Annotated in this window: 7 protein-coding genes; 4 read left to right on the forward strand and 3 right to left on the reverse strand. The window is 54.3% G+C overall.

Annotated features, from left to right (window positions below; translation table 11 throughout):
* The first annotated feature begins 30 nt into the window (after positions 1-30).
* Genes HOY33_RS20545 through HOY33_RS00065 form a run of 3 tightly spaced genes read left to right on the forward strand, consistent with a single transcriptional unit; the run spans position 31 to position 12,973 of the window.
* On the forward strand, positions 31-3,738 hold the full coding sequence (locus tag HOY33_RS20545) for a filamentous hemagglutinin N-terminal domain-containing protein (protein WP_253906900.1): 3,708 nt from the start codon (positions 31-33) through the stop codon (positions 3,736-3,738).
* Positions 3,696-12,665 carry a hemagglutinin repeat-containing protein gene (locus HOY33_RS00055; RefSeq protein WP_253906901.1) on the forward strand — a complete coding sequence of 2,990 codons (8,970 nt, stop codon included), beginning with the start codon at positions 3,696-3,698 and terminating at the stop codon, positions 12,663-12,665. Before HOY33_RS20545 ends, HOY33_RS00055 begins: the two co-directional genes overlap by 43 nt.
* On the forward strand, positions 12,662-12,973 hold the full coding sequence (locus HOY33_RS00065) for a hypothetical protein (RefSeq protein WP_172287511.1): 312 nt from the start codon (positions 12,662-12,664) through the stop codon (positions 12,971-12,973). Before HOY33_RS00055 ends, HOY33_RS00065 begins: the two co-directional genes overlap by 4 nt.
* Positions 12,974-13,265: 292 nt before the next feature.
* On the opposite strand, the gene HOY33_RS00070 is transcribed toward HOY33_RS00065, so the two are convergent.
* The 3 genes from HOY33_RS00070 to HOY33_RS00080 form a co-directional block, all read right to left on the reverse strand.
* The gene (locus tag HOY33_RS00070; protein ID WP_172287512.1) at positions 13,266-14,453 is read right to left on the reverse strand and encodes a serine hydrolase; all 1,188 of its coding nucleotides are present in this window, start codon (positions 14,451-14,453) and stop codon (positions 13,266-13,268) included.
* 76 nt (positions 14,454-14,529) lie between these two features.
* Positions 14,530-14,703 carry a hypothetical protein gene (locus tag HOY33_RS00075; protein ID WP_172287514.1) on the reverse strand — a complete coding sequence of 58 codons (174 nt, stop codon included), beginning with the start codon at positions 14,701-14,703 and terminating at the stop codon, positions 14,530-14,532.
* A gap of 40 nt (positions 14,704-14,743) precedes the next feature.
* A complete protein-coding gene (locus tag HOY33_RS00080) occupies positions 14,744-15,964 on the reverse strand; it encodes a M20 peptidase aminoacylase family protein (RefSeq protein WP_172287515.1) in 1,221 nt (406 codons plus the stop codon).
* Between the two features lie 309 nt (positions 15,965-16,273).
* Here HOY33_RS00080 and nifH point away from each other — a divergent pair, with 309 nt between their 5' ends.
* Positions 16,274-17,158, forward strand: coding sequence for a nitrogenase iron protein (gene nifH, locus HOY33_RS00085; RefSeq protein WP_172287517.1), 885 nt, complete (start codon positions 16,274-16,276; stop codon positions 17,156-17,158).
* The last annotated feature ends 5 nt before the right edge of the window (positions 17,159-17,163 follow it).

Below are 17,163 nucleotides of genomic sequence, written 5' to 3' on the forward strand. Positions count from 1 at the left end.
GCTGAAACATGTCACAGTGTGGGGACAGGGATGAAAACAATTAAAACAACGCAACGGTTAATCGCTTATACGTTGATTAATCTTATCGCCTTCCAGCCCGTTCTGCCTGCGATGGCGGCCGGCGTCAATGTTGCCGCCGGCAATACCTCGGTGGATAAAGCCGGCAACGGCGTACCCGTGGTGAACATTGCGACGCCGAATAGCGCGGGTATTTCCCATAACCAATACCACGACTTCAATGTCGATAAATCAGGATTGATCCTGAATAACGGCACGGAGCGGCTCAATGCGACCCAGCTTGGCGGTTTGATCCAGAATAACCCTAATCTGAAAGGTAAGGCGGCGGACGCCATTATCAACGAAGTGGTATCGCCCAATCGCAGTACGCTGGCCGGCTATCTGGAAGTAGGCGGGAAACAGGCCAGCGTGATGGTCGCCAACCCCTACGGCATCACCTGTGATGGCTGCGGATTTATCAATACCCCTCGGGTCACGTTGACGACGGGCAAACCGCAATTTGACGCGCAGGGCAGGTTACAAAGTATTGACGTAAAGCGCGGAGATATTTTGCTCACGGGGCAAGGGCTGGATGCCAGTAAAAGTGACTATTTCAGCCTGATTTCCCGCACGGCACAGATCAACGCGGGGTTAAACGCTAATGAAGCTCAGGTGGTGCTCGGTGCGAATCAGGTCGATGCAAACGACAATGTGACGGCGCAAACGGCGGATAATAGCGGCATCAAAGTGGCGCTGGATACCGGCGCATTAGGCGGCATGTACACCAACCGAATTACGCTGATATCCAACGATAAAGGGGTCGGCGTCAACGTCGGTAATCTGAGTGCCCGCAGCGGTGATATCACGCTGTCGGCGAATGGCAAACTCAGCGTTGGCGATGCGGTTGCACAGGGAAATATTCGTGCGAAAGGAGAAGCGCTGGCGCTACAAGGCAAGCAGCAGGCCGACGGCGAACTCACTCTCGACGGGAATTCGGGGATCGCCCTGACGGATGCCACGTTACGTGCGGGACAATCCGTTACGCTTGCCTCGGAAGGTGACTTGAACGCGACCCATTCCCGGATTAGCGCGGGTGTCGATGCGCAAGGTACGGTCACTGCCGGACATCATCTAACAGTAAAAAGTGACAATGTCACTATAAATAATACCCAATTAGCCGCCGATAACGTGGCGATAACGGCCGACGGCGCATTACGGCAGGACGCCTTAAGCGGTATCAAAGCCGAGAGCGAGCTTGGCATCCAAGCCAAAGACATCACGTTGTCCGGGATTGCCGGGGCGCAAACTATCCGGCTTAAGGCCGAAACGTTGACCGCCACCCGTGACGCACAGCTGCAAGCTAAAAATAGCGCAACGATTAGCGCCACTCAACAAAGTGACTGGCAGGGTAATCTGACCGCCGGTGATACGTTGACGCTGCAAGGCGGGCAAATCGTGCAGCGTGGCACCTTGGCCGGGAAGACGCTGAATCTGAACGTTGATTCGCTGGATAATCAGGGTGATATCGCATCATTGCAGGGGCTGTCGTTTGGGGGCAACCAACTGATTAACAGCGGCTCGCTGTCGGCGGCTGAACAACTGACGTTGAAGGCAGGCCGCATTGACAACGCTGGATTGCTCAGCGCCCGCGGCGATTTGAAGCTTGAGTTACAAACGCTGCTGAATAATCAGGGGAAAATCCTGACCGACAGCCATCTGTTTATACTGGCCGACGACGTGGCGAACTGGGGGGCGATTCAAGCGGAAACGCTGGCGTTACACAGTACCTATCTCGCCAATCAGGGGGATGTCGCGGCGAGTCAAAATATTGATCTGAACAATCAGACGATAGATAACCACGGCGCGATTAACGCGCAACAGATGATCAATCTGTCTGGCGGCGCCGCGCTTAATAGCGGCACGCTCAGCACGGGAGCGTCGCTGACGGCCGGCCTGAATAACGGTCTAAATAACAGTGGCGTGTTACTGGCTGGGGAAACCCTGGCGGTTACTGCCGGCGACATCGCCAATAACGGTACGCTGACCGCGCCGGATTTACAGATTCACAGTGGTTTTCTCGACAATCAGGGGGTTATTCAGGCCGATAATTCGCTGACGGTCAGTGCCGATCGTCAACTGGTACAGCATGCAGCCGGTAAATTGCTGGCGGGGAATACGCTGACCCTGACCGCCGCCCAGGCGGAAACCGACGGCGAGTTGCAGGCGAAGCAGTTTTTACTGAATGCGGATCGCTGGCTTAACCGTGGCAAAACCAGCATCGGCGGTGATGCGCAGGCGACGGCATACGCTCTCGATAATACCGGCAGTCTGCTGGCGCAAGGGCGTTGGCTGCTGTCAGGGCATGACATGGTTAATCAGGGGATATTGCAGGGCGAGCGCCTGGATCTGCGCGCGAATAACATCACCAACGGCGGTCAGGTCCGATCTCTTCAATCCAGTGTGCTGCATGCGGATGACAAGCTGATCAATACCGGCGACTGGCTTAGCGGCGATGCCTTGTACCTGAGCTCTCTGGCCATAGATAATTCAGGAACTCTGCGGGCGTTGACCACGCTGGCTCAGAGCGATCGACTCACTAATCGCGGGCAAATCGATGGCATCCAACATCTGGATTTGAATATTCTTGACCGACTGGACAATCAGGGAACGCTGGACGGCAATCTGCTGAATATCGCCGCCGGCAGTCTGAACAATAGCGGGCGGATCACGGGGGTTGATGACTTTCAACTCAGTTTGTCAGGCAGTCTTGATAACCGTGGGCTAATCCACGGAGGCAGTGACCTGAATGTGGCCGCGGGAACGGTAAAACAGCAGGGTACGCTGCAAGGGCAATCAGTACGACTGGATGCCGCCGATCTGGATAATCAGGGAACGCTATTGGGCGTTGACGCGCTGACGCTGGCGATCCGCAATAGCTTGCAGAATAGCGGCGCGTTGCTTAGTCAGGGCGACAACGCCGTTACGGCGCAAACCGTCGACAACCGTGGGCAATGGCAGGCAAAAGAGATCACGCTGACCGCCGATGAAATAGCCAATGCCGGACAGATAATCGGACTTGCGGCGCTACAACTGACCGCCAGTCATTCATTGCAAAATTTGCAAAGCGGTAAATTGCTGACGCAGGGCGTCGCCACGCTACAGGCGGCTGATACCCTTAATGTCGGCGAGTGGCAGGCTGAAAATCTGCTGCTTGAAACTCATCGTTTCATTAACGAAGGCCGGGTGCAGGGCGATCGCTCGCTGAAAATTGCGGTTACTTCACCCGCCATCAATCAATCGTCTTTGTTGGCAATGGCGCTATCGCTGGCCGATGATGCGCGGGATCTCAGCACGCCAGCGCCTGCGGGAACGCTGCTGAACAACGGCACATTAATTTCCGGCGGCGACGGCCAACTGACCGCCATACAGATTAATAATCAGGGCGTGTTAGCCAGTAACGGCAGTGCGGTACTGGCCGGTGAGGCTATCCGCAATGACGGCGATGTGGTCGCCACCGATGGATTGTCGCTGAACGGTGAGTATCAAGGCGGCGGCTTGCTGTATACGGCGGGGCTTTTAGCGCTGCACGGTAATCATCTTGGCAATACCGGTCGTTGGGAAAGCCGCGTTCTGCAACTGACCGGGCAGTCGTTGACAATCAGGGAACGATCGTTGGTGAACGCGGGCTTGAACTGGATTTGGCCGATGAACTCACCGTCGGCGCCGCCGGACAACTGCTGACCGGCGGTGAACTGCTGGTGGAAGCGGGCAGCGTCAGCAGTCAGGGATTCTGGCAGGGGAAATTGCTGTCGTTGACTGCAAACGCATTACTCAACGCCGGCGCGCTGGTGGGACAAAACAGGTTGCAACTGGCGTTACAAGATAGCTATCAGGGTAATGATCGTTCTCAACTGCTTAGCGACGGCGATGCCGCCCTGACGGCAAGCCGTGTAATTCAGAGCGGAGAGATCGCGGCCAATAATCTGCAACTGAATACCGATGCGTTGGATAACGATGGCCGCCTGTTGGGCCTGAATCGCCTGCAAATAACCAATCAGAGAGAGATAACCAACCGCAAAAACGGTGAACTGCTGACCAATGGCGACGGGGTGATTAACAGCGCTTTACTCAACAATAACGGCAGCGTACAGGCGAACGATCTGCGACTTAGCGCTGAGCGGGTGGAAAATCAGGGACGTATTCAGGGCACTTCCGCGCTACGACTGCTGGATCTCAATGATTATATTGGCGATAAAACCAGTCAGTTGTTGAGCAGCGGCGCCGCAACCATTCAGGCCCAACAGGCCGACAATCTTGGCCTGTGGCAGGCGGGTAATCTGAGCGTCAACGTGGGTTCCCTGGTCAATGGCGGCACGCTGGCGGGGTTGAACAGCCTGTCATTTATAGGCGAGCAGATTGGCAATCAGGGCGATATTTACTCTCAGGGCGCGCTGGCCTTAAGCGGCGCGACCTTTGATAACGCAGGGACCGTCACCGGTATTGGCGGTTTTGATCTGCAATTTACCGATTCCGTGCTTAATCACTCGCCGGGCCGTTTACTGAATGGCGGTGTCGGCACCATTAATACCGACAGGTTAATCAATCAGGGGCTGTGGCAGTCTGACGATTTACACCTTATCGCTAGTGACTTGGATAATCAGGGGCAGATGCTGGGGGTTGAACAGGCCACGCTGCAACTGAGCGGAGACTATCAGGGGGCGGTAGATAGCCAACTGGTCAGCGGCGGTAACGCGACGCTGACGGCGGCGAATATCAATAACCGCGGGCAAATTCAGGCACTGAAGCTGGATGTAACCGCCAATTGGCTAACCAATCAGGGAATGCTGCGCGGTAATCAGAACCTTAATGCAACGGTAAAACATCTACTGGGTAATGCGCAGGATGCCCGGTTGGTCAGCGACGGCGCGCTGAAGGTTCAGGCGAATGATATTGATAACCAGGGCACGATTAATGCCGCCGGTCTTACGCTGCATGGCAATAATTCTCTGAACAATAACGGCGTATTGCAGGGAGCAACCGCATTACAACTGGAAACCGCTGGAAAACTGATCAATCAGCAGGCCGGGCAGGTGCTGTCGGACGGCACAACGACATTGAAAGCGGCGGCGCTGGATAATGCCGGCTGGTTACAGGGACGGGATCTGGAGGTGCAAACGCAGCAGTTTACCCAGCAAGGTAGCCTGATTGCGCAGGATAAGCTGACATTGCGCATTCCTCAGTGGGTCAACAAAGGGCTGATTCAGGCGCAGCATACGGAAATCATCGCCGACGTGCTGGAAAATCAGGGCACCTTACTCGGATTGACGCAGTTGGCGTTGCAAACCCATCGTCTGATCAATCAGCAGGGCGGCAAAATTTACAGCGCACAGGATTTAAGCCTCAAAACCGACGAACTGCAACAAAACGGGCAACTGCTGGCGCTAGGTAATCTGACCGCCGATATCAACGGGCCGCTGGCGTTTACGCAGTTATTGGCCGCCGGGAACCGCTTAACGCTCAACGTCGCGGGCGATCTCGATCAGCGCGGTACGCTTCAAGGTAAATCAGTGGTACTCGCCAGTAGCGGAAAGCTGACCAATCAGGGAAATATTCTGGCCGGTGACGGCGACTCCTCGATTACTGCACAGGATATCAATCAACTTGAAGCCGGCAGTATTCAGGCCGGCGGTAAATTATCGCTGGTAAGTGAAAACGATATTCGCAATCAGGGTCTGATTGGCGTTACCGGTGATTTATTAATGCTGGCAGGATCTGCGCTGAATAATACCAGCCTGTTATATGCCGGCGGTAATATGCGGTTATTCTCCGATTCGCTCAGCAATGTATTCGGCAATATTCTGGCGGGTAATAATCTGTGGATCCAGCGTGATGAACAGGGCAATGCCAGCGCATCGGTATTAAATAGCTCCGGTACGATTGAAACCCAGCATGGGGATATTACGATTAATACCGGCACGTTAACCAATCAGCGGGAAGGGTTGGTGGTGACGGAGAGTGGTGACGAAGCGTCAGAATTTCCTGAGTGGGCGGGAAAAACAAACGCTTTCATCCCATTAACTTTTTTTGATGAAGATGAGTATGGAATGTTCTTTGATTTTGGCAGAGAAGGGTATGTTGTAGATGAAGTGACCTTTTATGCTCCTTATGCTAAAGATTATGTAAAAAAAATTGCTATTACCAATAAAAGCATCAACATTACAGCAAAGGGAAACATCGGAGTAATTAGTTCAGGGAATGATGTTTATGTAAATAGTTCTATAATGAGTAATGTTGCTTCGGAGTTATTAGCAAAAAATAATGTTTATTTAAAGGGAGGCGAACTTAATAATATATCGTATCAGACTGGCACATTAACCGAGTTTTTAACTTATTATTTCCCTTATGAATCCGCTAATATAGGCATTTCACCATATTACATAAAACGCCATAATTTAGAACCCTATATGGAACTTAAGTTATCAGGCTCCCCAACCTACGAACAAACCACCGGCGAAAGCTATAACGCTTTAATTCAGGCGGGCGGCACCATTACCGCCGATTTCGCCGAAGATATCAGCAACACCACCTTGCAACCGGGCAGCGGCGGTTTTATCCCTACTACGGTGACGCCGGTATTAGCCTCCACGCAAACGCTGTCACCATTGCAGAAACAAACCACGCGCCAACTGGTTGGTAATAATTCGTCGCTCAATACGGGCGCAGTTGATCTGAGTCATACCAGCGTCGACGCCGCTACGTTGGGGCACAACGCCCACGCGGTCAGTTCGACGGCTAAAAATGTGTCTTTAAGCCAGTTGGAAAAACCGCAACTTATCACCGATACCGCCGCGACGCCGATAGACGTTGAATCGTCTGAGCCGTTCAGCCATCTTTCGGCTTCTGAACTGATGGACGCCATCGGCAACGGTTTACAGGCATTAAGCAGTAATCCACTGGCTGATTATCCGCTGCCTGCGGGCAACAATGGGCTGCTGGTTGTCGACCCGAATAGCGACAGTCGTTATCTGATCCACACCAACCCTAAACTGGAACAACTGGGGCAGGTGGATAACAGCCTGTTCAATGAGTTGCAGAGTATGCTGGGTCAACAGCCATCGACGACGGCGCCGGTGGAGACAAGTTCACAATGGACGCAAGCGGATAAAGTTCTGGGGTCGTCCTATCTGCTGGACAAACTGAACCTGGATGCCGACCATGCTTATCGTTTTCTGGGCGATGCCGAATTCGACACCCGCTACATCAGCAACGCGGTGTTGAATCAGAGCGGAAAACGCTATCTTGATGGTACGGGTTCCGACTTGTCGCAAATGCAAAAGTTGATGGATAACGCCGCGGCGGCGCAAAAAGGGTTGGATCTGCAATTGGGTGTCAGCCTGACGCCGGAGCAGGTCGCCAACCTCAGCGAGAGCATTGTTTGGTGGGAAAATATTGAGGTCAACGGGCAAACCGTCCTGGCGCCGAAATTGTATCTGGCGCAGGCCGACAAGAATAACGTGCAGGGCAGCGCCATCATCGCCAATCAGGTTAATCTTAGCGCCGGGGGCAGCGTCACCAACAGTGGAACGATTAATGCGGTTGAGTTACTGGCTATCGCCAGCGGCGACAAGATTGATAATCAGGAAGGCGGACTGCTTAAATCGGACGGCAGTCTGAATCTGGTTGCGCTAAATACTATCACCAACAGCGGCAGCCGAATCGAAGGCAACACGCTGCAACTTGCCAGTATTAACGGCGATATCATCAATAAAACCGAATCCCGCGAATGGCAAACATCCGCGTCTGCCTCCCCGCGTAGTGGAACGGGTTCCATCACATTTACCGAATTGGGTAAAACGACGCAAATCAGTGCGACCAATGACCTGACGATGACGGCAGGCCAGGATATCCGCAACGTAGCCGCCACGCTGAGCGCCGGGCAGGATATGACGCTGAATGCCGCTAACAATGTGTCGATTGAAGCGCTGACGTTGACCAATAATCGGCTGGATCAAAGTCAATCATCACTGAAGACGGGGGTTCAGGGAAGTCAGTTGACCGCGGACGGTACGTTGCAAGCCAATGCGGGGAACAATATTCAGATTGATGCCGGCATGATTTCCGGCGGCGCGGGGTTATCGCTGACGGCGGCGAATGATATTCAACTCGCCGCACAGCAAACCCTTCAGGAAACGCTGAATCGCCACGGCGGCGGCACGGCTCAGCGCCGCACGCAGGAGATCGCGGCGACGCAATTGCTGAGCGGCGGCGACCTTGAAGTGCTGGCGGGGCGCGATGTGCTTTCAGAAGCGTCCACTCTGAATGCCAAAGGCGATGTCACGCTGGCTGCCGGTCGCGATCTCAATCTGTTATCGGAGGAAGAGGAAAGCTATAGCGGCAACTGGTGGAAACGCCATGCGGACTGGCAGCAAACCATCACGCAGCAAAGTACCGAATTGACCGCCGGAGAAGGGGTGAACCTGCAAGCCGGAAGAGACATCAATCTGCAAGCCGTACAAGGGGTTGCCGGCGGCGCGTTGACGGCGCAGGCCGCTAACGACATCAACCTGTTGTCTGCGACGGAAACGCAGCACACCTTCTTTGAAGAAACCAAGGTTAAGAAGAAAACCTTTTCGAAAACGGTGACGCATACCGTTCGCGATCATTTCAGTACCGAGGAAAAAGGGAGTCTGCTGTCGGGCGATAGCGTGGCGTTGCAGGCCGATAATGATATCAATGTGAAAGGTTCCGCCATTACTGGCAACTCGCTTGTCGCGCTTAAAGCAGGTAATGATGTCGACATCACGGCCAGTATCGAAGAGCAACGTGACTATGAAAAACAAACCAAGAAAAAATCCGGTCTGATGAGTGGTGGAGGTATTGGTTTCACCATCGGCAAACAATCCAGTAAAGCGGAATATGATGGCGCGGAAACCCGCCAGAGTGAGGCTCGCAGCCTGATGGGGGCAGCGGATGGCAATGTGGTTATCCAGGCCGGAAAAGACGTATTTGTTACCGGTAGCGACATTATCGCCGCACGCAATAGCCAAACCGATGATAACAGCCGTGGGAACATTGATATTCTTGCCGAAAATATTGCTATTACCCCAGGGCAGGATACCCGGGATATCACCACCCGTTATGAAACCAAAAGCAGCGGTATCGGCATCGCCCTGAAAGGCACGCCGTATGACAGCTATCAAAATCTGCGCGATATCGGCAAAACGGACGGGGAGACGCAGAAAGCCCGCTTATATATGAGTGAAGCGGCGGCGGCAGTCTTTGACGCGCCGCAAATTGCCGTGTCGGTAGGCCGGAGCAGCAGTAAAACCGAGCAGCGTACGCAGGGCGTGTATCAGTCCGGTAGCACGTTGAGCGCCGCCGGCGATATTCAACTTCAGACGACATCATCGGCTGAGGGACTTCCCGATGGCGGTAATATTCTGGTGGCGGGCAGCGCCGTTCAAGCGGGAGGCAATCTTCTCATTAATGCGGAGCGGGATATCAGCCTGCTCAGTGCGAGTGATTCTGAGCAAACGGACGCGAAGACATCCAGTCGCGGCTGGTCATTCAGCGATGCCATCCCGGGTATCGGCTCGTCAATCCGTCACCTCAGCGGCGGCCCTAATCATGATGTCAGCCAGATACCTTTCGCCAGCGAGACGGCAAGCGAAAAACAGCGGGGGGACACGCTGGCGCAGACGGCCAGTACGTTGAGCGGGCAGACGGTCACCTTGAACAGTCATCAGGGCGACATTCAGATTGTGGGTACGGCGATAAGCGGCGTAGAGGATGTGTTCCTGCAAGCTCAACATGGCGATGTCGTGATCCAACCCGGGCAAAACAGCGCGCGCAGCGAAACCACCGGCGGCAGAAAGACCATCGGCGACCTGGGCGGTGACGGTTACAGCGGCACGGTAGGCTGGCAATCGAATCGTTATCATTCAGTAGATGAAGTGAACCAGCAGAGCACGCTGCGCAGCCACATACAGAGCGGCGAGGGCGATATCGGTATTGTGGCAAAAGAGGATATTGTAATTGCGGGAACAGACCTGCTGGCAGGCAAATCCCTGCTGCTGAACGGGCGCGATATCACGCTGGATACCGCCGTCGATACCGAATATCGGTTACGCGAGCAGCAAAATAGCCAGTATGGCGTCACGACAGCGCTGTCCGGCTATGCAGTCAGTGCGGTACAGGCGTTGGAGCGGCTGTCGCAATCGGTGGAGGATAAACAGGACCCGCGTCTGAGTGCGATTTATGCGGCGCAGTCGGCGCTCACCCTGGCGACGCAGAGCACGGTGACGGGTATGAATAGTGCCGCCATCAAGGTGACCGTAAGCGTCGGCGGCGGCTCAAGTCAGAGCCGTCAACAGAAAGACGCGGTGACGCATGAAGGCAGTACTCTGTATGCCGGAGAAGACATTCGCTTGGCGGCGGAGCGGGATATCACCGCGATAGGCGCGGATATTCGTAGCCGGAACATCGAATTGGCGGCGGGAAATAACCTGAATCTGACTTCTGCGCAAAATGAAGAGTCTGTAACCGGAAACAGTAGCGGCAGCCGGGCCGGCATCGGCGTGGGATTCGGCCTGGGGGGACAACAAAACGGCTTTACGGTGGAGCTGTCCGCCAGCGGCCAGCAAGGGAAGGAAAAGGGGAACAGTCAAACTCATCAGTTAACTCAGGTTAGCGCGACAGATACCGTGAAACTGGTCAGCGGTTCGGATACGACGCTGAGTGGTGCGGTCGTTTCCGGTAAACGTGTGGAGGCCGACATCGGCGGTGATTTGCTTATCGGCAGTCAACAGGATACGTCGACCTACCACAGCAAGAGCACCAGCGCAGGGCTGAATGTCAGTATCTGCGTCCCACCGATTTGCGCCGGTCAAACCGTAGCCGGGAACGCTAACCTCAGCCAGCAGATACTGAATAACCGTTATGCCTCGGTACAAGAACAGAGCGGTATCCGGGCGGGCGGCGACGGATTTGATATTCGGGTCGGCAACCATACCCAACTGGATGGCGCGGTACTGGCTTCCGAGGCGGCGGAAGAGAAAAATAGTCTCAGTACCGGTACGCTGGGCTGGCGGGATATCGCCAATATATCCGACTATAAGGGCACGGGGTTCAGCGTCGGGGTTTCCACGGACAGCATGCCGGTGGCGGGGCTGGGGATGGTGCAGGATAAACAGACCGGCATCACGCATTCAGCGGTATCGCCGGCGGTGATTGAAATACGCGACGGCAGCGCTCAGCAGAAGGATATCACCCAACTCAGTCGCGACACGGACGGTGCGAACGGCAGCGTCAAAGACGGTTTTGACCGTAGCAAGGTCGAGGACAAGCTGGCCATTCAGAAGGAAGCGACGGCGCTGGGCGTTCAGGCGTTGAGCGCTTATAAAGAATATAAAAAAACCGCGGCGGAAGCCCAGGCACGGGAGCGATTGAGTCGTGAAGGCGTCCCGGCCGAAGAGATGGATGCGCGGATACGTACCAGCGATGAAGTAAAACAAGTTGAACAGGACTATGGTGTCGGCGGACGATACTGGATGGCGGGAACGGCGCTGACGGCCGCGCTGTCGGGCGGACTCGGCGGGAATGTGAACGGTGCGGTTGCCGGCGCGGCGGCCCCCTACCTGGCGGGGCTGGTGAAGGACGTTGCGCAAGGGAATGAGCCTGCCCGCATCGCGTTGCATACGGTACTGGGCGCGTTTCTGGCACAGGCGCAGGGCGGCAGCGCGGTGGGGGGCGCGGCGGGAGGATTGACCTCAGCGGCGGCGGCAGGGATGCTCGCGAAAGCGCTGTATCCGGAAGTCGAGCCGGAAGCGTTGTCGGCCGAGCAAAAACAACTGGTGGCGAATCTGGCGGCGATCGCAGGCGCTGGCGTGGGAGGGCTAAGCGGTGGTAATCTGGCCTCAGCGGGCAGCGGCGCGAACACGGCGAAGAATGAGGTGGAGAATAATTATCTGAGTGATACGGACATCACCGACTTCACTGAAAAATACGCTAACGCAAAGACAGACGCGGAGAAAGAACAGCTTCTGGCTGACCTGAAGAAAAAAGATGCGGCGCAGCAGCAACAGGCAGAGACCACAGGGATATCGGTCGCTGATCAAAAAGAAGAATTGGTGAAACTCAGGGCGCTGATGGACTCATCAGAGTGTAATGCTCAGTGTCGTGAACTGGTCAGCTACTCTATATCCGAACTGGAGCCTGTGGCGAATGATCAGCAGTTGCACAAAGATAACCTCAATAAAGGGATATTGGCGGGTGTTATTTATGCTCTGACGGTAGAGAAACCGATGAGTGGCAGTTCGACGTCTGGTTTATCGTCTTTGACGAAAGAGCAGCAACAGTTAATCAGAAACGCGGAATATATAACAACGGCCAAGGGTATTCAGAATCCTTTCCCGAGGGATCTGAATGAGAAGATATTGTGGAATGGAATTAAAGCTAACCCATCAGCTGGATATCCATTAACGGGATTGAATAGTGATCCTAAATTTCCCTCATCGGCAGGATTTCAGAAAATGTCAGTTAATCATACACTTCCCGATGGTAGGAATATTGAAGTTCATTATCAATATAACTCATTGACTAATAAGGCTTATGATATGAAAATTATCACGCCACAACGCTCAGGGGCTTCATTTAAGGAAAAACAATGAAAATAATAACTCACCGTGGGGGGCATTTCGTTGATATTTATGCAGTCTATTGGGTTGGAGGTAACACTTACTTCTATGGTCTGTCTAAGGGGAATGGTGGGTTATCTGCTTATAAACTAGGCGATGGTATAGATATAATTGACTCTGATTTATCAGGTGAGTTTGTTTATTTTAACCAAGGTGTCTTTTATAAACCTTTAATAGAGGAGAGACTCCTTGATGATCTTCTTGAATATGATGAAACTGCCTACAAACGTTTCCTTGAGATCTTGAAAGCTGAAGGCCGAATAGATCCCGACTTTTATTAGCCATTATAAACCCCGGCTCTAAAACAGGCCGGGATTTTTTTGTCTGTCATTCAGCCACAATACGGATCAGCAACTGGCCGCGTTCAACGGTGACAATAACGGGCTGGCAGTTCTTCCAGCCACTTGCCGCTAAGCTTAAGCTGCATGTTGGACGGCTTTTTACCGCCATTGGGGGCGTAACCGACTGTTTAGAGAGGGAATCCCGTCCCTGTTGGCGGGATTTTACTGTATTAGCCCTCTTCATTTGAAGCCGAAAGGCAACACCATCGCTGCCTCAAGCTTCGGCCTCTCATCACTTCTCCACTGCACCACCTACACCGTAGATGGCATCCCGCAGATCGGTAACGAAGTTGCCGGCCATTCCTTCATATAAGGTATTGGTAAGCGCCACCGCGCTGATCCCTTGTTTTTTATCCACAAACCACGAATGGCCGTAGACTCCGCCCCAACGCCAGGTTCCTACTGATTCCGGCGATCCGGCGGCCAGTGGGTCGCGCAGTACGGAGAACCCCAGTCCGAAGCCAATGCCGGGCGCATCAGGCAGAGGCTGTCCGTTGGTTTGATCGCGGCCCATTTCTTCAACCAGATCAGCGGAAAGTAATGGCGTCCCGCCCTGACGCAAGGTCTCCAGCAAGGTCGATACATCATCGGCTGTGCCGATCATGCCGGCGCCGCCTGACGGAAATGCCTGTGGATTGTACGCACGCGCGAGAGAAAAACGTACGCCGCCGCCGCTGCCTTCTGAAAGCGGAACTGTGTCGGCTTCCTGCAAGCGATATGGAGATGGCGATGCATTGACGTAAGGCGTAACAAGGCGATCGGCATCCCGGGTATAAAAACCGGTGTCATCCATATGCAGCGGATCGGTGACCAACAAGCGTACGGCATCGCCTAACGGTTGGTTGCAAACTTGCTCAATAACCGCGCCCAACACATCCATCGCCAGCGAATATCCCCATGCCTTTCCCGGCGGATAAAACAGCGGAACGCTTGCCAACCGGCGTAGATTCTCGGCCAGCGTTATCTGTGCGTCGTCCAGACCGTCAGAGATCCCGGCGCGGGCATAAGCGCCGTGGTCATCGCTTTCGAAAAAACGATAGCTCAATCCGGCGGTATGGCTGAGTAACTGGCGCGGGGTGATTACCGGAATGTCGCCGTTTGCCAGTCGCGGCTGAAAATCAGGCAGCCAGCGCCGGATGTCCTCATCAAGTCCCAGCCTGCCTTGTTCCACCAGCGCCATCGCCGCAGTGGCGACAATCGGCTTACTGACGGACGCTAAACGAAACAGGGCGTCCTCTGTCATTGGCCGTCCGCTTTCCCGATCGGCAAGACCGGCGGCGCGGCGGTATAGCGCTTTACCATGATGGCGGATAATAATTACCGCGCCGACAATACGTTGCCCGGCAATGGCGCGATCAACCACCGCCTTCACGCGGGCAGGCAACGCGGCATCCATGGCCGGCGGCGATATTTCTGACATCGTTAACTCCTTAGGCGAATGATGCCGAAGATAGATATTTATGCGAGTAGCGACAGCAAGGCTGGGGCATTTATCGCTAAAGCTCAAAACCGGGCGCCACCTCTTTTACCGGCTTTTTGCATTCCTCCGGTTTGGGGGTTCCGGCAGGAATATTCTTGCAGTCGGTGGCGAAAGGATTGAGCGCGTCACGGTTGAGATAGAGGATAAACAGCACCAGTATAATCAAGATCAGGATACGTTTTCTTTTCATTATTCTGCTTCACGCCGCTAATAAATATAAGCTTTCAGCATTATACAGGAATGTTTTTGCTGCGCCGATTGTTATGGGACGCCACGGGCGGTAATCCATTATTCAGCACGCCCTGCTGATGCAATGCCGCTTCAGCCAGTTGTGCAAAATAACGGGCCGCGGGGGCGATAGCGCTTTCTTCCGGGTTGAACTGCGGGTGGTGCAGGCCGAATTGGCTATTCGAACCGATGCTGACAAAGGTTCCCGGCACCTGCTGGAGATACAGCGCAAAGTCTTCGCCGCTCATTTGCAGTTCGGCGTCTTCCACATGGTAACCCGCGTCACGGGCGATTTTCTTGCTGAAGTCCGCCCAGTACGGCGTATTGACCACCGAGGGCGGCCCCGGTTGCCAATCCAGATGCGCTTTTGCCCCCAAAGCAAGGGTAATGCCGTTAATCAATTGTTCGATGCGTGCCGGGATCTGTTCCCGAATCTCGGCGTTGTAGGTGCGCACCGTCCCTTCCAGTTCCACCGTTTGCGGCAGCACATTCCAGGTATTCCCGCCCTGTATCCGCGTAATACTGATAACCAGCGATTCAAGCGAGCTAAAGCTGCGGCTAGGCAAGGTCTGCAACGCATTCACAATGTTGCAGGCGGTGACGATGCTGTCGATGCCTTCTTCCGGTTTGGCGGCATGAGCGCCTTTACCCGTTACGCTGATGGCAAACCGGTCAACGTTGGCATAGAACGGCCCGCTGCGCGTGGCGAAAGTGCCCGCCGGTAATTCAGGGGCGTTATGCAAGCCGAAGACCGCGGCGACGTCTTGTAAGGCGCCCGACTCAATGAAATGCCGGGCGCCGCTGGAAACCTCTTCCGCCGGCTGAAACAGAATACGGACTTTACCGGGCAGCGACGATTCGCGTTTTTTCAGTAAACAGGCTGCTCCCAGCATCACCGCGCTATGAAAATCATGACCGCAGGCATGCATAACGCCCGCGTGCCTGGAGCGGAAAGCCACATCGGTCAGTTCTGCAATGGGAAGAGCGTCGATATCGGCGCGTAATGCGACGATCGGCCCCGGGCCGTTGCCCAGTTCAGCCACCACGCCGGAAGTTAACGTCAGCGGCAGTAAACGAATGTCCCTTTCTTGTAACCACCGGGTAATTCTGGCGGTGGTCTGGTGTTCCTGGTTGGAAAGTTCGGGGTATTGATGTAACTCGCGGCGCCATGCAATCAGTTGTTGGTCGAGCAGAACGTCACGACAGGGGATAATTTCAGTCATATCAATCAGACAGCCATTCCGTGATGAATTAAGTCAAAGGTAGTTGAAGGGCACCACTAACATAAATACCGTCTGGTTATATTTCATAGCGGATTATCATGACCGCGTTTTGCCCGCCGTCGGCCGATTCCTCCTGTCGTCTTTGTCTCCTTTACAACAATTAGTCAGATTATTGTACCTAACCCCCCGCGACACACCGTGTCCGTAATATAAATTATCATTATTTATCAAATGATTAACCTCTTCCGTGCGGCTGGTATGCACCCTGCAAGATAAACCGGGACATTCACTGTGAAAGAGGAAGACACCATGGCAATACGTCAGTGTGCGATTTATGGCAAAGGGGGGATCGGCAAGTCCACCACGACGCAAAATCTGGTGGCGGCGCTCGCCGAACTGGGTAAAAAAGTGATGATTATCGGCTGCGATCCGAAAGCCGACTCCACGCGTTTGATTCTGCATGCCAAGGCGCAAAACACCATTATGGAAATGGCCGCCGAAGTCGGCTCGGTAGAGGATCTGGAGCTTGAAGATGTATTGCAGATTGGCTACGGCGGGGTGCGCTGCGCCGAATCCGGCGGCCCGGAGCCCGGAGTGGGCTGCGCGGGACGCGGGGTGATTACCGCCATCAACTTCCTGGAAGAAGAGGGCGCGTATGAAGACGATCTGGATTTCGTGTTCTATGACGTGTTGGGCGACGTAGTGTGCGGCGGGTTCGCCATGCCGATCCGCGAAAACAAGGCGCAGGAAATCTACATCGTATGCTCCGGCGAAATGATGGCGATGTATGCGGCCAACAACATTTGCAAAGGGATCGTGAAATACGCGAAATCCGGCAAGGTGCGTCTGGGGGGATTGATTTGTAACTCCCGCCAGACCGATCGCGAAGATGAGCTGATCATCGCGCTGGCCGAAAAGCTGGGCACCCAGATGATCCATTTCGTGCCGCGCGACAATATCGTACAACGCGCTGAAATCCGTCGCATGACGGTGATTGAATACGATCCGACCTGCAAACAGGCTGACGAATACCGCACGCTGGCCAGCAAGATCGTCAACAACACCAAAATGATCGTACCGACGCCGGTCACTATGGACGAACTGGAAGCCTTGCTGATGGAATTCGGGATCCTCGATGAGGAAGACGAAGCCATCATCGGTAAAACCGCAGCCGAAGAAGCGGCGTCGGCCTGAGGAGT

This window comes from Brenneria sp. hezel4-2-4 (assembly GCF_013155275.1).
In the GTDB taxonomy this organism is placed as follows: domain Bacteria; phylum Pseudomonadota; class Gammaproteobacteria; order Enterobacterales; family Enterobacteriaceae; genus Brenneria.